This is a genomic window from Mesorhizobium sp. MC2-1-1, assembly GCF_057597255.1.
Genome location: NZ_CP195205.1, coordinates 2,061,548 through 2,081,639, shown reverse-complemented (window position 1 = coordinate 2,081,639; position 20,092 = coordinate 2,061,548). Strand labels below are relative to the sequence as shown.

At 63.4% G+C, this 20,092-nt stretch carries 16 protein-coding genes and 1 pseudogene; 11 read left to right on the top strand and 6 right to left on the bottom strand.

The window, feature by feature from the left end:
- Nucleotides 1–235: 235 nt before the first annotated feature.
- Nucleotides 236–613, bottom strand: a complete 378-nt coding sequence (locus ACR64R_RS10510; RefSeq protein WP_487361561.1) for a COG4315 family predicted lipoprotein — start codon at nucleotides 611–613, stop codon at nucleotides 236–238.
- 165 nt (nucleotides 614–778) lie between these two features.
- On the opposite strand from ACR64R_RS10510, the gene ACR64R_RS10505 reads away from it, so the two are divergent.
- The 4 genes from ACR64R_RS10505 (at nucleotide 779) to ACR64R_RS10490 (ending at nucleotide 5,959) form a co-directional block, all read left to right on the top strand.
- On the top strand, nucleotides 779–1,525 hold the full coding sequence (locus ACR64R_RS10505) for a cytochrome c biogenesis CcdA family protein (protein ID WP_487361560.1): 747 nt from the start codon (nucleotides 779–781) through the stop codon (nucleotides 1,523–1,525).
- 139 nt (nucleotides 1,526–1,664) lie between these two features.
- Nucleotides 1,665–3,032 (top strand): bifunctional UDP-N-acetylglucosamine diphosphorylase/glucosamine-1-phosphate N-acetyltransferase GlmU, encoded by a 1,368-nt coding sequence (gene glmU, locus ACR64R_RS10500; protein WP_487361559.1) that lies wholly within the window; start codon nucleotides 1,665–1,667, stop codon nucleotides 3,030–3,032.
- A gap of 244 nt (nucleotides 3,033–3,276) precedes the next feature.
- On the top strand, nucleotides 3,277–5,100 hold the full coding sequence (glmS, locus tag ACR64R_RS10495) for a glutamine--fructose-6-phosphate transaminase (isomerizing) (RefSeq protein ID WP_487361558.1): 1,824 nt from the start codon (nucleotides 3,277–3,279) through the stop codon (nucleotides 5,098–5,100).
- A 106-nt stretch (nucleotides 5,101–5,206) separates the two neighbouring features.
- Nucleotides 5,207–5,959, top strand: coding sequence for a DUF502 domain-containing protein (locus ACR64R_RS10490; protein ID WP_487361557.1), 753 nt, complete (start codon nucleotides 5,207–5,209; stop codon nucleotides 5,957–5,959).
- Here the strand turns inward: ACR64R_RS10490 and recG are convergent.
- The gene (gene recG / locus ACR64R_RS10485; RefSeq protein WP_487361556.1) at nucleotides 5,911–8,019 is read right to left on the bottom strand and encodes an ATP-dependent DNA helicase RecG; all 2,109 of its coding nucleotides are present in this window, start codon (nucleotides 8,017–8,019) and stop codon (nucleotides 5,911–5,913) included. The two genes, ACR64R_RS10490 and recG, sit on opposite strands and share 49 nt — an antisense overlap.
- Nucleotides 8,020–8,110: 91 nt before the next feature.
- On the opposite strand from recG, the gene ACR64R_RS10480 reads away from it, so the two are divergent.
- The 3 genes and pseudogenes from ACR64R_RS10480 (at nucleotide 8,111) to ACR64R_RS10470 (ending at nucleotide 13,441) form a co-directional block, all read left to right on the top strand.
- The gene (locus tag ACR64R_RS10480) at nucleotides 8,111–8,398 is read left to right on the top strand and encodes an FAD assembly factor SdhE (RefSeq protein ID WP_487361555.1); all 288 of its coding nucleotides are present in this window, start codon (nucleotides 8,111–8,113) and stop codon (nucleotides 8,396–8,398) included.
- A 13-nt stretch (nucleotides 8,399–8,411) separates the two neighbouring features.
- Nucleotides 8,412–11,910: pseudogene (mfd, locus tag ACR64R_RS10475) on the top strand (transcription-repair coupling factor).
- A gap of 157 nt (nucleotides 11,911–12,067) precedes the next feature.
- On the top strand, nucleotides 12,068–13,441 hold the full coding sequence (locus tag ACR64R_RS10470) for a class II 3-deoxy-7-phosphoheptulonate synthase (protein WP_487361554.1): 1,374 nt from the start codon (nucleotides 12,068–12,070) through the stop codon (nucleotides 13,439–13,441).
- Between the two features lie 85 nt (nucleotides 13,442–13,526).
- Here the strand turns inward: ACR64R_RS10470 and ACR64R_RS10465 are convergent, their stop codons facing one another.
- Complete coding sequence (locus tag ACR64R_RS10465; RefSeq protein WP_487361553.1) at nucleotides 13,527–15,116, bottom strand: glycosyltransferase family 39 protein; 1,590 nt, start codon at nucleotides 15,114–15,116, stop codon at nucleotides 13,527–13,529.
- Between the two features lie 182 nt (nucleotides 15,117–15,298).
- Between ACR64R_RS10465 and ACR64R_RS10460 the strand changes: the two genes are divergently transcribed.
- Nucleotides 15,299–15,862: a DUF4337 family protein gene (locus ACR64R_RS10460; RefSeq protein ID WP_487361552.1), complete on the top strand. Its 564-nt coding sequence runs from the start codon at nucleotides 15,299–15,301 to the stop codon at nucleotides 15,860–15,862.
- A 49-nt stretch (nucleotides 15,863–15,911) separates the two neighbouring features.
- On the top strand, nucleotides 15,912–16,616 hold the full coding sequence (locus ACR64R_RS10455; RefSeq protein WP_487361551.1) for a hypothetical protein: 705 nt from the start codon (nucleotides 15,912–15,914) through the stop codon (nucleotides 16,614–16,616).
- A gap of 53 nt (nucleotides 16,617–16,669) precedes the next feature.
- Here ACR64R_RS10455 and ACR64R_RS10450 read toward each other — a convergent pair whose 3' ends face one another.
- From ACR64R_RS10450 to ACR64R_RS10440, 3 genes are all read right to left on the bottom strand, one after another.
- Nucleotides 16,670–17,437, bottom strand: coding sequence for an RES family NAD+ phosphorylase (locus tag ACR64R_RS10450; RefSeq protein ID WP_487361550.1), 768 nt, complete (start codon nucleotides 17,435–17,437; stop codon nucleotides 16,670–16,672).
- Complete coding sequence (locus ACR64R_RS10445) at nucleotides 17,397–17,774, bottom strand: antitoxin Xre/MbcA/ParS toxin-binding domain-containing protein (RefSeq protein ID WP_487361549.1); 378 nt, start codon at nucleotides 17,772–17,774, stop codon at nucleotides 17,397–17,399. Before ACR64R_RS10445 ends, ACR64R_RS10450 begins: the two co-directional genes overlap by 41 nt.
- Nucleotides 17,775–17,837: 63 nt before the next feature.
- On the bottom strand, nucleotides 17,838–18,908 hold the full coding sequence (locus ACR64R_RS10440; protein WP_487361548.1) for a GGDEF domain-containing protein: 1,071 nt from the start codon (nucleotides 18,906–18,908) through the stop codon (nucleotides 17,838–17,840).
- Nucleotides 18,909–19,228: 320 nt separating this feature from the next.
- Between ACR64R_RS10440 and ACR64R_RS10435 the strand changes: the two genes are divergently transcribed.
- Together ACR64R_RS10435 and ACR64R_RS10430 are read left to right on the top strand one after the other, a co-directional pair.
- Nucleotides 19,229–19,648 carry a GFA family protein gene (locus tag ACR64R_RS10435; RefSeq protein WP_487361547.1) on the top strand — a complete coding sequence of 140 codons (420 nt, stop codon included), beginning with the start codon at nucleotides 19,229–19,231 and terminating at the stop codon, nucleotides 19,646–19,648.
- Nucleotides 19,649–19,726: 78 nt separating this feature from the next.
- The gene (locus ACR64R_RS10430; protein ID WP_487361546.1) at nucleotides 19,727–20,086 is read left to right on the top strand and encodes a diacylglycerol kinase; all 360 of its coding nucleotides are present in this window, start codon (nucleotides 19,727–19,729) and stop codon (nucleotides 20,084–20,086) included.
- The last annotated feature ends 6 nt before the right edge of the window (nucleotides 20,087–20,092 follow it).

Sequence of the window (20,092 nt, the reverse complement as noted above, 5' to 3'; positions counted from 1 at the left end):
CCGCGACGCGACGAAATCCCAATCTTTTCGTCGCTCACATGGCCGTGCTTTTGCGATCGGTCAAGGGGAAGCGGCCAATTTGGGAAGCGGCCATCGGGGATACACTCTTAGAGTGTATGGCAAAGATCACATTTTTTGGGATCGGGGCGTGGGCGCCTTAAGCCGCCGGGCGACCTTGGAAGGTGACTGGCTGCCGGACCAAGATCCGGCAGCCGGATCGCTGTGTAGCGCGAACTCAATTGGCCTTGACGACGTGCCAGGCGCCGGCGACGCCTTCGCCGGTCATGTCGCCGGCCTTCTTATCCTTGACGAAGGTATAGACCGGCTTGCCGTCATAGGCCCACATCTTGGTGCCGTCGGTTCGGTCGACGACCGTCCATTCGTCGTCGGCCTTCGCGCCGGCCTCGGCCTTCAGCGGCGGCCAGTTGGCGGCGCATTTGTCGTAGCAATTGGATTTGCCTTTCTCGTCCTTGTCGAAGGTATAGAGCGTCATGCCCTTGGCGTCGGTGAAGATCTTCTTGCCGCCGACTTCGGCTTCCTTCCAGGCCTCGGCGGCGTGGGACGCGGCGGTGCCGAGTAGGAGGGCGGCAAACCCCAGTGCGATCGCTTTCATGATAAATCTCCCTGAGAACAAGCGCGCGGCAATCACGCGCTCCTTCCACCAACGTCTCGGCGCGGTTGTTTCTTCCTTGGCGAGCGGCGACGTGCCACACAATGGTGATTGGCGAAGACCTCTTTGCGTCGCTATATCGTCGCCAGCACAATCAGGGCGGACGAAATGGCATTGGACATCGGCTATGTCAGCGCGGTCGGAGCGGGGGCGATATCGTTCCTGTCGCCCTGCGTGCTGCCGCTGGTGCCGCCCTATCTCTGCTACATGGCCGGCGTTTCGGTCGACGATTTCCGTGGCAATCACAGCGTGACGGCGCGGGAAGGCGCGCGGGGCGCGTTGCTTTATGCGTCGCTAGCCTTCGTACTTGGCTTCTCCACGGTCTTTGTCGCGCTCGGCGCCGGCGCCTCGACCATCGGCCGCCTGCTGCGTATCTGGCAGGAGCCGCTGGCGATGGTGGCAGGCGTGCTCATCATCATAATGGGCCTGAACTTCCTCGGCATATTGCGCATCCCTCTGCTGTCGCGCGAGGCGCGCTTCCAGTCCCAGGGGAAACCGGCCAACATGGCCGCGGCCTATGTCATGGGGCTGGCCTTCGCTTTCGGCTGGACGCCATGCATCGGGCCGGTTCTGGGGCCGATCCTGACTTTGGCCGGCGGGCGCGAAACGGTGGGCGAGGGCGCGTTGCTGCTTGCGGCTTACTCGCTTGGACTCGGCATCCCGTTCCTGGTCGCTGCGCTGTTCTCTGGCGCCTTCATGCGATTCCTCGGCAAATTCCGCGTCCATCTCGGCCGCGTCGAGAAGACGATCGGCGCCCTGCTGGTCGTCGCCGGCCTGTTCTTCCTCACCGGCGGCGTGCAGAGCACGTCCTACTGGCTGCTGGAGAATTTCCCGGTGCTGGGGCGGTTGGGCTGATTTGCCGCCTGGGAACGGCATCGGCGCGCTGATCGAGAGCCAGCCGCTCCGCCGTCTCACCGGAATTTAACCGCATTGGTGCAGCATCACGCCGCTGCTAGCATGCATTGAATCAAATCATTTCATACGGTTGTCCTCCATGAGCCAGAGATCCTGCCTGTCCGTCATCCTCGCCGCCGGTGAGGGCACGCGCATGAAGAGCGCCATGCCCAAGGTGCTGCATGCCATTGCCGGCCTGCCAATGGCGGCTCATGTGGTGAAAGCGGCGGAGGCGGCCGGCGCAACCGGCGTGGCGCTGGTGATCGGCCATGGGGCCGAGGATATGCGCAAGGCGGCGCAGAAATTCGCGGCCAACGCCGAGACCTTCGTGCAGGAGAAGCGGCTGGGGACCGCGCATGCGGTGCTCGCCGCCCGCGATGCGATATCAAAAGGTTATGACGACATTCTCGTCATGTTCGGCGATACGCCGCTGATCGATGCAGGCGCGCTGGCGACCGCGCGGCAAAAGTTGGCGGAGGGCGCCGCCGTCGCGGTGATCGGCTTCCGTCCACCCAATCCGACCGGTTATGGCCGGCTGATCGAGAAAGGTGGTCACTTGATCGCCATACGCGAGGAAAAGGACTGTTCCGAGGCGGAGAAGAGAATCGGCTTCTGCAACGCTGGAATGATGGCGGTGGCGGGCAAGCATGCCCTTCAGTTGCTCGACAAAGTCGGCAACAACAACGCCAAGGGCGAGTTCTACCTGACGGATATCGTCGAGATCGCCGGCGCGGAGGGGCTCAACGTGGTGGCTACGGAGGCGAGTTTCGAAAGCGCGCTCGGCATCAACAACCGGGCCGAGCTTGCCGAAGCGGAAGCCATCTGGCAGGCGCGCCGGCGGCGCCAGGCGATGCTTGCCGGCGTGACACTGATCGCGCCCGAAACCGTCTATTTCTCGCACGACACCGAAATCGGCGCCGACACGATCGTCGAGCCGAACGTCTGGTTCGGCCCGGGCGTCAGGATCGCGTCAGGGGCCAAGATCCACGCCTTCAGCCATATCGAGGGTGCGACGATCGGCTCGAACTGCGATGTCGGGCCGTTCGCGCGGCTCAGGCCGGGCGCGGATCTTCGCAAAAAGGCAAAAGTCGGCAATTTCTGCGAGGTCAAGCAGGCGACGATCGAGGAGGGCGCCAAGGTCAACCATCTGACCTATATCGGCAATGCGCGCGTGGGGGCGGCCGCCAATATCGGCGCGGGCACCATCACCTGCAATTACGATGGTTACTCGAAATTCTTCACCGATATCGGCGAGGGCGCGTTTGTCGGTTCGAACTCGTCGCTGGTGGCGCCGGTCACGATCGGCAAGGGCGGCTACATCGCCTCCGGCAGCGTCATCACCGAGAGCGTGCCCGACGACGCGCTGGCCTTTGGCCGCGCCCGCCAGAAGACAATCCCCGGCAAGGGCAAGCAATTGCGCGAGCGCCTCGCCTCGGCCGCCGCGGCGAACAAGAAGGCGGCGGAATAAACCCGGCTGGCGATCTCGGGGCGGTTCCCTAGCGGCCGCGGCTCGATCGAATATGAACGAGTGGAAATCACGGCGCCGAAAAGCCGAGCGGTTCAAGTAACCGGATTGCAAGCGCAGTCTGGCATGGTGCATGGAGCAAAAGACCGTTTCGCTGACACGCAACGAAACGCAAAGTGACTTTCGCGGCAGGCCGGCAATCCCTAGATAACGCCGGGTTTTCCGCTGGGAATCGGGGGCAGGCGCCATGTGCGGTATTGTTGGAATCGTCGGTCGAAGCCAAGTCGCGCCGCTCATCGTCGATGCGCTGAAGCGGCTTGAATATCGCGGTTATGATTCGGCCGGCGTCGCCACCATCGAGAAGGGCGAACTTGGCCGACGCCGCGCCGAAGGCAAGCTCGTCAACCTCGAACGCCGGCTGAAGGACGAGCCGCTCGGCGGCACGATCGGCATCGGCCACACTCGTTGGGCGACGCATGGCGTGCCCAACGAGACCAACGCGCATCCGCATTTTTCCGATGGCGTCGCCATCGTCCATAACGGCATCATCGAGAATTTTGCCGAGCTGCGCGACGAACTGATCCGCGATGGCTACAGCTTCTCCTCGCAGACCGACACCGAGGTCGTCGCCCATCTGGTGGCGCGCGAACTCGCAAGGGGGCTGAAGCCGGTCGAGGCCGCGCATGCGGCTCTGAAGCGCCTATCGGGCGCCTTTGCGCTGGCGATCATGTTCAAGGGCGACGAGGACCTGATCGTCGGCGCCCGCAACGGCCCGCCTCTGGCCGTGGGCCATGGCGAGGGCGAGATGTTCCTCGGCTCGGACGCCATCGCGCTGGCGCCCTTCACCAACTCGATCACCTATCTCGAGGACGGCGACTGGGCGGTGGTGCGCCGCGAGGGCGTCACCATCTACGACATCGACGGCAAAAAGGTCGACCGCAAGCGCCAGCAGTCGCTGTCGACCAGCTTCATGGTCGACAAGGGCAACCGCCGGCATTTCATGGAAAAAGAGATCCACGAGCAGCCGGAGGTGATCTCGCACACGCTGGCGCATTACGTGGATTTCGTCTCGGGCGTGTCGAAGCCGCTCGACCTGCCGTTCGACTTCGCCAGGATCGGCCGGCTGGCGCTCTCGGCCTGCGGAACCGCCTATCTCGCCGGGCTGATCTCGAAATACTGGTTCGAGCGCTATGCCCGTCTGCCGGTCGATATCGATGTCGCCTCCGAGTTCCGCTATCGCGAGATGCCGCTGTCGGCGAACGACGCGGCCTTCTTCATCTCACAGTCGGGCGAGACCGCCGATACGCTGGCCTCGCTGCGCTATTGCCGCCAGGCCGGCATGAAGATCGGCGCCGTCGTCAATGTGCGTGAATTGACCATGGCGCGCGAATCCGATGTCGTGCTGCCGACGTTGGCCGGGCCGGAGATCGGTGTCGCTTCGACCAAGGCTTTTACCTGCCAGCTCTCCGTCCTGGCCGCGCTTGCCGTCCGCGCGGGCGTGGCGCGCGGCACGATTTCGCGCGATCAGGAGAAGCAGCTCGTGCGCGAGCTTTCGGAGGCGCCGCGCTTCGCCACCCAGGTGCTGAAACTGGACGAGCAGATCGAGCGCATCTCGCGCGAGCTCTCGCGCTACAAGGACGTGCTCTATCTTGGCCGCGACACGAATTTCCCGCTGGCCATGGAAGGCGCGCTGAAACTGAAGGAAATCTCCTACATCCATGCCGAAGGCTATGCCGCCGGCGAGCTGAAGCACGGGCCCATCGCGCTGATCGACGAGAACATGCCGGTGATCGTGATCGCGCCGCATGACCGTATCTTCGAAAAGACCGTCTCGAACATGCAGGAAGTGGCGGCGCGCGGCGGAAAGATCATCCTGATCACCGACGCCAAGGGCGCGGCGCAGGCCGGCATCAGGACGATGGAGACGATCATCCTGCCCGAGGTGCCGGAGATCATCGCGCCGATCATCTACGCGCTGCCGATCCAGATGCTGGCCTATTTCACAGCGGTTTTCATGGGCACCGACGTCGACCAGCCGCGCAACCTGGCGAAATCGGTGACGGTGGAGTAGCGGGATATACGGCCTTCGTGGAGGGTCGCTCTTTAAAAACTTCGCAGTTCCAAACCGGATCGCGGTTGTCTAATCTTGGCGACGCAACCTGCGCCGCGGTGAACCCATGTCCGACGCCCCGAAGACTTCTGGCATGACCCGGCTGAGGAATTATTTCCTGACCGGCTTCGTCCTCTGCGCGCCGCTGGCAATTACCCTCTATATCGCCTGGTCGCTCATCGGCTGGGTCGATTCCTGGGTGAAGCCCTACATCCCCGTCCGCTACAATCCCGATACCTATTTGCCGTTCCCGGTTCCGGGATTCGGGCTGATCGTGGCGCTGGTGCTGATCACGCTGATCGGTTTTCTGGCGGCGAACATAGTCGGCCGCGCCATCGTCAATTTCGGCGAGCGGGTGCTTGGCCGGATGCCGCTGGTGCGAGGCGTATACGGCTCGCTGAAGCAGATATTCGAGACGGTGCTGTCGAACAAGGGCGACATGTTCCGCCAGGTCGGACTGGTCGAATATCCGCGCAAAGGCGTCTGGTCGCTGGTCTTCGTCGCGAGCGAAAAGGAGACCGAAATCAACGAGAAGCTCGACCAGGAAGGCGACCCGCTCATCGCGGTGTTCATGCCCTGCACGCCGAACCCGACCACGGGATTCCTGATGTATGTGCACAAATCCGAGATCGTGATGCTCGACATGTCGATCGAGGACGGTGCCAAGCTGATCGTCTCGGCCGGCCTGGTTGCGCCGGAGGTCAAGTCCAAGGTGGTAACGCTGAACGGTGAACCGGTCGAAGGATCGCTCGCCAACCCGGCCATTGGCGCTCAGCCGGCGCGCAGCAGCCGCACCGCCTCGTCCCGGCCGAACAGGTAGAGCAGCAAGCGCAGCGCCTGGCCTCGCGCCGATTGCAGGTCCGGGTCGCGCGTCAGGATCAGCCGCGCGTCGTCGCGCGCGGCTTCCAGCAGGTCCGCATGGAATTCGAGGCGCGCCACCTGGAAGCCGGGCGTGCCGGACTGGCGGGTGCCCAGCAACTCGCCTTCGCCACGCAACTTCAAATCTTCCTCGGCAATCTTGAAGCCGTCCTCGGTCTCGCGCATCACCGACAGCCGCCGCTTTGCCGTGTCGCCGATTGGATCCTTGTAAAGCAGCACGCAGGAGGATGGCTTGTCGCCGCGCCCGACGCGGCCGCGCAACTGGTGCAACTGGGCAAGGCCGAAGCGCTCGGCATGCTCGATGACCATGATGGTGGCGTCGGGCACATCGACGCCGACCTCGATGACGGTGGTGGCGATCAATATGCGCGTTTCTCCCTGCTTGAAGGCGCGCATCGCCTCGTCCTTCTCGGCGCCCTTCATGCGGCCGTGGACCAAGCCGATCCGGTCGCCAAACAGCGGCTGCAGCGAAGCAAAGCGATCCTCCGCCGACATCAGCTTGATCTCTTCCGATTCCTCGACCAGCGGGCATATCCAGTAGATCTTTTGCCCTTCGGCAAGTGCGTCGCGCATGCGCCCGACCAGTTCGTCCAGCCGTTCCATCGGCAAGGTCACGGTGCGGATCGGCTGGCGGCCGGCCGGCTTTTCAGTCAGCTTCGATACGTCCATGTCGCCGAAAGCGGTCAGAACCAACGTGCGCGGGATAGGCGTGGCCGTCATCACCAGCATGTCGGGCGCGTCGCCCTTGGCGGTAATTGCGAGGCGCTGATGGACCCCGAACCGATGCTGTTCGTCGATGACGGCCAGCACAAGGTCGTGGAAGATGACGCTTTCCTGGAAAAGAGCATGCGTGCCGACGACGATGTCGATTTCGCCACTGGCGAGGCCCGCGAGAGTTTCGGTGCGCTCTCGGCCTTTCTCGCGGCCGGTCAGGATGGCGACCCGCAGGCCGACTCTGTCTGCCAGCGGCGCGATCGTCGCCAGATGCTGGCGCGCCAGGATCTCGGTCGGCGCCATCAGCGCCGCCTGGCCGCCGGCCTCGACCGCGCGCGCCATGGCAAGCAGCGCCACCACCGTCTTGCCGGAGCCGACGTCGCCCTGCAGCAGGCGAAGCATGCGTTCGGGATCGGCAAGGTCGGCATTGATCTCGCCGAGGGCGAATTCCTGGCTGGGGGTCAGCTTGTAGGGCAGGGCCGCGCGCAGTTTCTCGACAATGCTGCCGTCTCCGATGAGCGGCCGACCCGACAGGCGCCTGACTCTGGCCCTTACCAATGCCAGCGAAACCTGCCCGGCCAGCAATTCGTCATACGCAAGGCGTCGCCAGGCCGAGCCTTCGACGGCAACGTCGATCGGGTCCTTCGGGTAATGGATGCGGGCAAGCGCATCGCCGAAGGACGGGAATGTATGCCGGCGCATGAAGGCGTCGTCTTGCCATTCAGGAAGTTCCGGCAAGCGGCCGAGCCCCTGGCCGATGGCGCGGCGCAGCACCTTTGGTGAAAGACCCGCCGTCAACGGATAAACCGGTTCGACCAGCGGCAGCGCCTCGGCCCCGTCGATGGGGGCGATGTGGTCGGGGTGAACCATGGTAGGGCGGCCGTTGAACCACTCCATGCGACCCGAAATAACCACATGCCCACCTTCCGGCAGCATTTTCTGCAAGTAGGAGGCATGGGCATGGAAGAAGGTCAGGGCGACCTCGCCGGTGTCGTCATGGGCATAAACCCGGTAGGGCACCGACCTGTTGCCGCGCGGCGGCGGTTGGTGGCGGTCGACCCGCACCTCGATCGTAACGATCTGGCCCTCGGCTGACAGGGCGATGCCAGGCCGGTTGCGGCGGTCTATCACGCTGTTGGGCAGCACGAACAGGAGATCGGCCGCGCGCGCCGCGCGATCGCCAAGGTCCGCCGGCACCACGCGCTCGATCAGCACGCCGACTTTCGGGCCGACGCCGGCAAGCGAGGTGATGGGCACGAACAGCGGATCGAGGATGGACGGACGCATGCTGTCAGCTTATGTCGCGATGGCGGCAGCGCAAGGCTGACACCGGTCTATATCCACGCTATATGCGCCCTTCGAACAGGGATGGCGCGCGATGACCGGAACACAGCGATCAAGCGAGGGGCTCGATGCACGCCGCCGCAAGCTCCTGTTCCGATCCTGGCATCGGGGCATGCGCGAGATGGACCTGATCCTGGGCTCCTTCGCCGACGCCGAGATCGGCGCCTTGACGGGCGATGAAATCGACCAATATGAGAGGCTTCTCGAAATCCCCGACGACGAATTTCTGCTGATGGTCACCGGCGCGCGGCCGGTTCCGCCCGATATCGACTGCGCCGTGCTGCGAAAGATCCTGGCGTCGCGTCGGGCAATGACATTTTGAAAACCGCATATCCATGAACCTCATCCCTTCCATCGGCCTGCCCAAGGGTCGCGCCGGCCAGTTCATCGTCGACGGCGTCGCCGACGGCTACGAAGCCTTCGCCCTGGTGCGGACGATACACGAGATAGCGCCCGACAAGCCGGTCCTGTTCGTCGCGCGCGACGGCCAGCGGCTGCCGGCTATCATCGAAGCCCTCGCTTTCGCGGCGCCGGGCCTGCCGGTGCTGGAACTGCCGGCCTGGGACTGCCTGCCTTACGATCGCGTTTCGCCGGGAGCAGATGCCGCGGCGCGGCGGCTCGACGCGCTTTCAGCCATGATCGCGCTGGCGAGGAAGCCGCACCGAGCCGTGATCCTCACCACCGCCAATGCGTTGCTGCAGCGTATCCCGCCGGCGGATTTGATCGAAGCTCAGACCTTCCATGCCAGGCCTGGCAACCAGATCGACATGAACGTGCTGGTCGCGCGCCTGGAGACTTCCGGTTTCGAGCGCGTGCCGACCGTGCGCGGCCTAGGCGAATTCGCGGTGCGCGGCGGCATTCTCGACCTTTTCGCGCCCGGCTGGAGTGAGGCGCTCAGGCTCGACTTCTTCGGCGATACGCTGGAGTCGATCCGCGTCTTCGACGTGGCCACCCAGCGCACGACCGGCCAACGCAAGTCGATGTCGCTGCAGGCGATGAGCGAAGTGGCGCTGACACCGGAAACGATCAGCCGCTTCCGTCGGTCCTATATCGAGGCTTTTGGCGCTCCCTCACGGGACGACGCTCTCTATGCGGCTGTGAGCGAAGGCCGGCGCTTCGCCGGCATGGAGCACTGGCTGCCGTTCTTCTACGAGCGGCTGGAGACGGTATTCGATTATCTGCCGGATGCGCCCGTCGTCTTCGATCATCTGGCGCATGAGGCGCTGGCGGAGCGCCACACGCTGATCCTCGACCATTACGAGGCGCGCCGGAAACAGGCCGACAGCGCGCTCAAGGACGCCGTGCCCTACAAGCCGGTGGCGCCGGATCTGCTCTACCTGTCGCCGGAGAATCTCGAGATCCTCGCTCGGTCTGCGCGAAGACATAGATTTCACTGTCTTCGATGCGCCGGATGTTGGGGGCAGGCGAGTCTTCCATGCGGGTTCGCGGCACGGCCGCAGCTTCGCCGAGGAGCGCGCCGACCCCAACATCAACGTCTTCGACGTCGTCGTGAAGCACATTGCCGACGAGCGCGCCGCGCGTCGCCGCGTCGTCGTCGCCGGCTGGACGGAAGGGTCGCTCGATCGTCTCGGCCAGATCCTGGCCGAACATCATCTCGGCAATCTGAAGCCGGTCGCCACGCTTGCCGAGGTCGAAAAGCTCGAGCCGGGGCAGGCGGGTCTCGCTGTTCTGCCGCTCGAGTCGGGTTTCGAGACCGACGACATGGTGATCGTCGCCGAGCAGGACATCCTCGGCGACAGGCTGATCCGGCGTTCGAAGCGCAAGAAGAAGGCTTCCGATTTCATCGCCGAGGCGTCGTCGCTGTCGTCGGGCGACATCGTTGTCCACGCCGACCATGGCATCGGTCGCTTCATCGGCCTGCGCACCATCGAGGCTGCGGGGGCCCCGCATGACTGTCTTGAAATCCACTATGCGGGTGACGACCGTCTGTTCCTGCCGGTGGAAAATATCGAGCTTCTGTCGCGATACGGTTCGGATTCCGCCGAGGCGACGCTCGACAAGCTGGGCGGCGGGGCCTGGCAGGCGCGCAAGGCGCGGCTGAAGCGGCGCCTGCTCGACATGGCGGGGCAACTGATCCGCATCGCCGCCGAGCGGCAGATGCGCGCCGCGCCCGCCATGATCCCGGCGGAAGGGCTTTATGGCGAGTTCGCCGCGCGCTTCCCTTACGAGGAAACGGACGACCAGCAGACGGCTATCGATGCCGTCATGGACGATCTCGGCGCCGGCAAGCCGATGGACCGTCTGATTTGCGGCGACGTCGGCTTCGGCAAAACCGAAGTGGCGCTGCGCGCCGCCTTCATCGCGGCGATGGAGGGTTTCCAGGTTGCGGTGGTGGTGCCGACCACGCTTTTGTCGCGCCAGCACTTCAAGACTTTCTCGCAGCGCTTCTCGGGCCTGCCGATCCGTGTCGCGCAGGCCTCGCGTCTTGTCGGTTCCAAGGAATTGGCCGAAACCAAGAAGGGCATCGCCGAGGGCACTGTCGACATCGTCGTCGGCACGCATGCGTTGCTCGGCAGCTCGATCTCTTTCAAGAATCTAGGGCTTCTGATCATCGACGAGGAGCAGCATTTCGGCGTCAAGCACAAGGAGCGCCTGAAGGAGCTCAAGAACGACGTGCATGTGCTAACGCTGTCTGCGACGCCGATTCCGCGCACGCTGCAACTGGCGCTGACCGGCGTGCGGGAGCTGTCGCTGATCGCAACGCCGCCGGTCGATCGCATGGCGGTGCGCACCTTCATCTCGCCTTTCGATCCGCTGGTCATCCGGGAGACGCTACTGCGCGAGCGCTATCGCGGCGGCCATTCCTTCTATGTCGTTCCACGCATCAGTGACCTTTCGGAAGTCAATGACTTCCTTCGGGAATCTGTTCCGGAGCTGAAGGTGGCCGTAGCTCATGGCCAGATGCCGCCGGGCGAGCTCGACGACATCATGAACGCCTTCTACGACGGCCAGTACGACGTGCTCCTGTCGACGACCATCGTCGAGTCCGGCCTCGATATTCCGACCGCCAACACGCTGATCGTCCACCGCGCCGACATGTTCGGCCTGGCCCAGCTCTACCAGCTGCGCGGCCGCGTCGGTCGCTCCAAGGTGCGCGCCTACGCGCTGTTCACGCTGCCGGCGAACCGCAAGCTCACCGACACGGCCGAACGCCGGCTGAAGGTCCTGCAGTCGCTCGATACGCTGGGCGCCGGCTTCCAGCTCGCCAGCCACGACCTCGATATCCGCGGCGCCGGCAACCTGCTCGGCGAAGAGCAGTCCGGCCACATCAAGGAGGTCGGCTTCGAGCTCTACCAGCAGATGCTGGAAGAGGCGGTGGCCGAGGTGAAGGATACCGGCGAGGCGCAGGATGGCGGCTGGTCGCCGCAGATCGCGGTCGGCACCGCCGTGATGATCCCGGAAAGCTATGTGCCCGACCTGCAGCTTCGCATGGCGCTCTATCGGCGCCTTGGTGACCTCGAAACCACCGAGGAGATCGACGGCTTCGGTGCCGAGCTTATCGATCGTTTCGGGCCGCTGCCGCAAGAGGTGACGCATCTGCTGAAGATCGTCTTCATCAAGGCGCTCTGCCGCAAGGCCAATGTCGAGAAGCTCGACGCCGGCCCGAAGGGTGTCGTCATCCATTTCCGCAAGCGGGAGTTCCCCAACCCCGTCGGGCTGGTCAAGTTCATCGGCGAGCAGGGCTCGCTGGCCAAGATCAGGGCGGACCACAGCGTCGTCTTTATCCGCGACTGGCCGAATGCCGAGAAGCGGCTTGCCGGTTCCGCGGTGGTCATGACGCAGTTGGCGCGGCTGGTCGACAAGGCAGCCTGACGGCTTCGCCATTGGGAGCCGAATGGCTCAAGGCATTCGCCACTGCTGAAAAACGCGGCTGGAATAGGTAATCGGCTTCGTGTAAGGAGCCGCGACCTCTTGTTGGGGCTCAAATTGCGGGCGAGGGCGCTCGCTGAGAAGAGTATTGGGTGCAGCGATGACGAAATGGTCGCCGAATTCGTGGAGAGAAAAGCCGATCAAGCAGGTTCCGGCCTATCCGGACCTTGCCGCGCTCAAGGCCACGGAGGCCCAACTCGCCACTTTCCCGCCGCTGGTATTTGCCGGCGAGGCGCGCAAGCTGAAGAAGCAACTGGCGGCGGTCGCCGCCGGCGAAGCCTTCCTGCTCCAGGGCGGTGACTGCGCCGAGAGCTTCGCCGAGCATGGCGCCGACAATATCCGCGACTTCTTCCGCGTGTTCCTGCAGATGTCGGTGGTGCTCACCTTTGCCGGCGCGCAGCCGGTGGTGAAGGTCGGGCGCGTCGCCGGCCAGTTCGCCAAGCCGCGTTCCTCGGACAACGAGACCAAGGGCGGGGTGACACTGCCGAGCTACCGCGGCGATATCATCAACGGCATCGAGTTCGACGCCAAGTCGCGCATCCCGGATCCGGCGCGCCAGGAGATGGCCTACCGCCAGTCGGCGGCGACGCTCAACCTGCTGCGCGCCTTCGCGCAGGGCGGCTATGCCAGCCTGGAGAATGTGCATCGTTGGATGCTGGGCTTCGTCGCCGACAGTCCGCAGGGTGAGAAGTACGAATCTCTCGCCAATCGCATCACTGAGACGATGGATTTCATGCGCGCGGTGGGCATCACGTCGGAAACCAATTTCGCGCTGCGCGAGACGGATTTCTACACCAGCCACGAGGCGCTGCTGCTGGGCTACGAGGAAGCGCTGACCCGCGTCGATTCCACCTCCGGCGACTGGTACGCCACATCGGGCCACATGATCTGGATCGGCGATCGTACCCGCCAGCCCGACCACGCCCATGTCGAATATTGCCGCGGCATCAAGAATCCGCTCGGCCTGAAGTGCGGTCCTTCGCTGACGCCGGATGGATTGCTGGAACTGATCGACCTGCTCAATCCCGACAATGAGCCGGGCCGGCTGACGCTGATCGCGCGCTTCGGCTCCGACAAGGTGGCCGAGCACCTGCCGAAGTTGGTGCGGGCGGTGAAGAAGGAAGGCCGCAGCGTCGTGTGGTCGTCCGATCCGATGCATGGCAACACGATCGAGGCGGCCGGCTACAAGACGCGGCCGTTCGACCGGATTTTGAAGGAAGTGCAGACCTTCTTCGAGGTGCATCGCGCCGAAGGCACGCATCCGGGCGGCATCCATGTCGAGATGACCGGCAAGAACGTCACCGAATGCACCGGCGGCGCCCGCGCCATCACGGCCGAGAACCTGCAGGACCGCTATCACACCCATTGCGATCCGCGCCTCAACGCCGATCAGGCGATCGAGCTTGCCTTCCTTGTCTCGGACCTGCTCAAGAAGAGCCATCCGATCCAACATAAGCAGGTCGCCAACGCCTGAGCGACGCCCGGGCGCTCGATCATTGAAGGCGCTGGCTGTGAAGCCGGCGCCTTTTCAATTTGAGCGGACGGATTTCGGTTGCCGGTCAGTCCGGCTCGGGAGGCCCGGCTGGGTCGCCGGGGAAACTTGTTCTGCCGGGCGGAATGACGGCAAAGTTGATCTCCAGGGGCGGCGCCTTGAGCGACCAGTCGAAAGACACTGTCCTGATCGGCAATCCGTCGGTCCAGGCCAACTGCTGCCGAGTGAGTCGCCAGCCCTTCGGCCATACCAGCAGCATTCCCTGGTCGTGCAGGCGCTTGTCCGTGATCCAGGGGGCGAGGCGCCTGTCGAGAGCCGTGAAGATGGAAGGTTGGTCAGCGGCTGCCAGCCCGGCAAGCCTGGCCACGGCGTCTTCGCCGCCGACAATGCCCAACGGCCCCGGTACGGCCTCATGCCAGATCGCCTCGGCGGTCCGCGAAATCGATTGCGCCGGCCAGCACACCGGCTGCAAGTGACCGCGGACGTTGCAGTCGGTCCAGCGGGTGACGGCATAAGCGCTCGACAAGCCGACCACGCATAGCAGCGCCAGCACCGTCAACCGGCGCAATTCCGTTGCTCCCAGGCGCTGGCCCAGAAGCGCAATGGCCAGGGCGCCCACGAGATTGTACATCGTCGCGCCCCAGGACTCGCCGGTGCCCGTAAACAGGGAGGCGATCATGATCAAGAGCGCCGGCCCCAGCCCCATCCAAGCCAGGTAGACGAGCGCGCGTCGCTCCGGGCCCGGGTGGGGCTGCACAGGTTCCTGCGCGGGGGCTGTTTGCCGCCGCAGCAGACCGGAAAGAGCAAGAACGACGGGAAGGGCGGAAAGCCCGGCAAGCTGAACGCCGATGTAGTAAAGCCGGGCGCGGTGGGCGAGCACCCACGCGTCGCGGTGCGCGGCGTAGGTGAGAGGCAGGAAATCGAGCCGGGCAAGCTCGATCGCCGCCGGCGTGACGATGCCAACAAAGACCGCAAGACCTAGCCAGGGCCAGGGGGTGGCGAGCCGGCTCCGGGCCCGCGTATCGCATAGAAGCCAGACGCCGCCGAATGCCAGCAGCAACGCCGTCGAGAACTTGGCATACATCCCTATGCCGGAGATGATACCGAGGGCGATCCACCAGCCGGGCCGTCCGTCGCGCGCGGCGCGCCATAACAGCCACGCGATTGCGGCCCAGAAGGGCATCTGCGCGTAGTCGTGGTTGAATTGCGGGGTCGGCCAGCCAAAAAAATAGATCGAGGGCATCAGCAGCACCGCGGCAAGAGCGCGGGTCGAACCCATGATGTCGCGCGCCAGAAGATAGACCAGAACGAATGTCGTCGTGACCATAAGTTGCGACAGCATATACTGCGGCCACCGGAAGGAGCCGGTCAGGAGGTGGCTGATCTCGAGCAGCCAACAGGGGAGTTGTGGGTGTTTATAGGTCAGCAGCACCCATTCCCGGCCCCACATGAACCCCTCAACGACGTCGGTTGGCGGCCCGACGTTGATGAGCGCCGGCATGACGGTCCAACACAGAAGCTGAGCCACGCACAGAAGCGCAAGGACGTGTGAAGGCTTGCGCAGCAGGTCGTCCCACCAAGGCGCCTGGCGCGCCAGCGTGGTTGATGTCAGCTCGCCCGCCGGCCAAACATTCCTGGATTCGCTGGTGCCCGACATCGCTTCTTGATTGGTGTATCGGCTAAATTGCGTGCGCTTAGATCACATCGGATCAGTTCTCCAATAGTCCCACCGCAAACCTTACGAAAATGTATGCTTTCGCCACCATTGCAAAACCAAGATTGCGGAGGAGGTGTCGCTGCTGAAACCAAATAATCCGGCAGGATTCCGGCGGGGCTTCGATGGAAGACGAAACACAGGAACACCTGGAACACGCAGAGCATGCCGAACATGCCGCACATCAAGATAATCCCTTTCTGACCACCGTCTCGGTGACAATAGCCGTGCTCGCAGTCCTGGCGGCGACGGTGGGCAGCTTCGAGTCCCTCGAGACCGCCGAGGCGATCAACGACAAAAGCGAAGCGGCCTATCTCCAGAACAAGGCGAGCGACCAGTGGGGTTTCTTCCAGGCCAAGAGCATAAAGAAGAACAGCTATGAGATCGCGGCTGCCATGGGCGGGCCCGCCGCTGCCCAGTTCCAGTCCGACGCGAAACGCAACGAGGCCGATGAGGCGCAGATACAGGCCAAGGCGACCGACTTCGAAAAGCAGGTCGACGAAAAGCTGCGCGACAGCGATATACGCGAGCACCGGCATCACGTGCTGACGTTCGGCCTCACGCTGCTCCATATCTCCATCGCGGTCGCGACGCTGTCGATCGTCACCCGTGGCAAACGCTGGCCTTGGTTGGCATCATTGGCCTTGGGTGCCTTGGGCATGGTCGCGGCAGGTCTCGCTTATGCCTGACGGGCCAAGATCTCGCTCGTCCTCCGCCATCAGCAATGCAGGGTTCGCCATGCGCCACGAACATGCCATCATTCATCACCGCGGGCTCGACTTCTGGTCGGCGCGCGCAGCGGTTCTCGTCGTCATCTGCCTGCAGCTTCTGGTCATCAACGACCTGTCCTTCGGTCCGCGCTGGCTGGCGCCGGCAATCGAGACCGCACTCCTTGTGCCCCTGTCGATAGCAACGGCCTGGACGCAGATGCAGACGCAGAAGGCGGTCGATCACGAGCATTGGTATGCGATCGGCCAGTTGCGCCTCTATATCCGCCGCGCGGCATTGGTGATGACCGGCATCATCAGCATCATGAATTGCGGGTCGCTGATGTTCCTGGTGCGGGCGCTGCTCGAAGGGCATGCCGGCGCCGGCACCACCCTGCTCATCGACGCCCTCAATATCTGGGTCACCAATGTGATTGTCTTTGCGCTGTGGTTCTGGAGCACTGACCGCGGCGGCCCGCCGACCTGCGGCCTGGTCAAGCGGGCGCATGCCGACTTCCTATTCCCGCAAATGACGCTGCCTGATCGCGAGATACAAGGCTGGCTGCCGGGCTTCGTCGACTACGTCTTCCTGGCCTTCACCAATGCCACGGCATTCTCGCCGACCGACACCTTGCCGCTCACGCAGCGCGCTAAGCTCCTGATGATGGCCGAAGCGATGATCTCGCTGTTGACGATCGCGCTGGTTGCCGCGCGTGCGGTCAATATCCTGGCCTGAGCGGTGCCGATATTCAGGAAAGGCCGACCTGACCTCGATGGAGTTTTCCGGGCTCAGGAGGCCCGATCCCAACGCATGCCGGCCAGCCTTGGATCGGCAAAGGCAGTGCGCGAGAATTCGAGCCGCTTGTCCGGGAATTCGCAGATCGCCTGTATGCCGAACGAGCCGATACGGATGCGCCAGGTCTGCGGCTCCAGAGGCCTGGCCTTGGCAAAGCTTTTGCAGGTCAACAGGGCTATGTTCGCGCCCTTCGGATCGCGCACCGAGCGATAGCGGATCGCCTGCAAGTCGGCCTCGCGCGCGACATCGGCGATAGCCTGGCAGGGGGCATAGTCGGTCACATGAGTCCAGGCCTTCTCGTCGCGATCGAACGGCTGGCGCGTCAGGTCGATGGCGCTGTCGCATTTGATCGCGGCGGCAAAGGCGGTGTATTCGGCCGCGTCGTTCGGCCACTGCGTTGCCGGCGATTCGGCGAAGAACAGCAGGCGGTAGAAGGCCATTTCAGCCACGGCCGTCAGCACTGTCTCGGCCGCATAGTAGACGCCTTTCGTCTTGCCCGCGCGACGGAAGCGCGAGCCGTATGGATAGACGGAGCCGTAGCGGAAAGGCGTCGCCAGAAGATAATGGAGATGGCGGCATTCCAGCGGAATATGCGGCTTGGTGTCTTCGATGAGGTTTTCCAGCAGCGCCTGTTCGTCGAGCGTTTCGACCAGCTTGAGGGTCGAAACGCGATGCTGCGCCTCGACCATGCGCCAGTACTTGCCTTCGAGCTTGACGGCCTCAGACGAGAGCGCGCCGGGAGTCCAGGTAGGCAATGACATCGACAAGTCCGGCAATCGTCAGGATCTTCTCGAGCGGCGTGCCGTCGAGCGTGGTGTTGGGATTCCTCAGCCATGTCCGCGCGACAGTCTCGTCGCCGCCGACGATGGCGTCGAGCGAGCGGAACAGGCGGACGAACAGCACCGCCAACTCGAACGGCTTGGTGCCGCGCTCAAGCAGGAATTCCTGCCGGCGCATGCGCGAAACCGTTGCCTCCGACACGCCGATGACCAAAGCGAGCGTTCTGGCGGTTATGTCGAGCAGGTCGGCAGCGCGCAGCGTAGCCTTGGTGATAACGGCATTTTCAGCGGCCGCCGTGGCCGCGACTGGACGTTGCATGATCGCACCCATTCATTTCTGTGGAAAATATAGTCCCCAGAAATTCTTCTGGAAAGGGGTGTGTCAGTCTTTCTTGTAAAGCAGCCAGCCTTTGGTGGGACGTCCAGCCATCGTCGAATGCCTGGTGACGCGGTTGCGGCCACCGACCTTGGATCGGTAAAGCGCCCGGTCCGCCTTGGTGTAGAGATCTTCGGGGCCTTCCGCCTCGGAGGCCATGCAGATGCCCAGTGATATGGTCACCGTGCCGTAGTTCATGCCGGTTTGGCTGCTGGTGAACGGGGTCTGTTCGATCAGCGCGCGAATCCGCTCGGCGATTTCAAAGGTGGCTTCCTCGCTGGCGCCTTCGACGATGAACGCGAATTCCTCGCCTCCGGTGCGCGCGACGAACACGTCGGAGCGCACGCTCGACTGGAAGATATCGGCGATGATCTGCAGGATTCTGTCGCCGACGGGATGGCCAAAGCGATCGTTGATGTCCTTGAAATGATCGATGTCGGCAATGATCAGGGCGTTGAACAGTATGCCGCGGTTGCTGTTGTAGATCCGGGCGATCTCCTTGTCGAAGGCGCGGCGGTTCCAAAGGTGCGTAAGCGGGTCCGTGTCCGCAAGGCGTTTATACTCCTCGAGCTTCGACTTGACGCTCTCAAGCTCGGCCGTCTTTTCACTGAGCGTGCTGGCGACCTTACGGCCATGATCAATCGTGGAGCTGGTGGCGGCCGACATCGCGCCGGCGATCTTCTGCAGGAGTTCCTGCGAAAGCAGGCTGCGATTGCTCAGGCCGCTCGAGGTCTCGTCGAGGATGCGGCCATATTTCTCGATATGCGAGCGCTCGCTGCGCAACAGCGCGGCGATCTCCTCGAGCTCCTTGGCGACCATCTCGCGAGCATGCTCGACGATGGCCGGAGCGTGATGCTGGGGAAAGAAGGTGCGCCCGATACCGTCGAGCTCCTCCTGGGTCGGGCGGTTGCTCAACGCAACGACGGCAAGGCTGAGTTCGTGGCTGCTGCCGCTGAGCGCCTCGTAGAAGATTTCATAGTTGCGCGGCAGGCCAAGCACGCCGAGCTGCCGCATCGTCGCCACGACCGTGCTGGCGAAGTCGATATTCCTGTCTTTCGGAACGGCTGCCGGCTGCATGTTCTGTTCACTGCCCCTTCAGTGCGACCGGAGACTTGCCACCGCCAGGAGTCGCTAACGCGGGGATTTGAATCAGATTTGCGCTTGCGGCGGTGTGTCCCCGATCACGACCGTCGCTTGTGGTAATCATACATGCGGTCCCGCTAAAGTTTCCTTAATGGCCTGCATTTGCTCGATATCTTGCCATTCACGGGAGGTAATGCCGTGCAGGCGCAGCTTTGAAACGCGTCGCTTCGGTGTCGCATTTGTCTGTGCCCGATCTTCCCGGAACTGAAATTCTATCCGGTAACGAGCGGCAGATGACGTCGAAGGAGGCAGGAATGGACTACGAACACGGCGGATCTTGCCTGTGCGGGGCGGTGCGGTTCAGGACCAGCGGTCCGTTGCGCGGCGTAGTCTATTGCCACTGTTCGCAGTGTCGTCGGCAAACCGGTCATTTCGTCGCGGCAACCGCCTCGAAGGATGCCGATATCGTCATAGAAGGAACCGACGCGCTCAGTTGGTACGGCGCCTCCGACGTGGCGAAACGAGGCTTCTGCCGCATCTGCGGCTCGCTACTTTTTTGGAAGCACAATGAGTTGGACACGATTTCGATCATGGCCGGATCCTTTGAGAGGCCGAGCGGCCTGTCCGGCGAGAGTCACATCTTCGTCGGCGACAAGGGCGATTACTATTCGATCGAAGACGGGCTGCCGCAGTTTGAAAAATCGACGCCGTCGATAAAGGTCGCGGACGGATGATTTTTGAGGCGGCTGCCTTATTCCCTTGATCCCGCCGTTACGATATCCCCTGCCGGTGACTCGCAAAGGGGCAGAGGCATGCAGCGGCTGATCGATGCTTTCGTGAATTCAGTTCGAGCTTTCCGCAAGTTGGCCGCTCACGAAAAGGCATTCCAGCAGGAACTGCTGTTGCTCGCTCTCGCCCTGCCTGCCGGTTGGTTCATCTCCGTCTCCTGGCGTGGCTATGCCCTGCTGGTCGGCGCGGTGCTGCTCCTTATCATGGTCGAAGTGCTCAACACCGGGATCGAGGCAGCCTGCGACGCGATTTCGCGCGAGTTCAACATAGAGATCCAGCTCGCCAAGGACTGCGGCTCACTGGCGGTATTGATTTCGATCGTGATCGCCGGCGGTGTCTGGGGCATCGCCGTCATCGAGCGCCTCATCGGCGCGCCGATCTGATCCTGG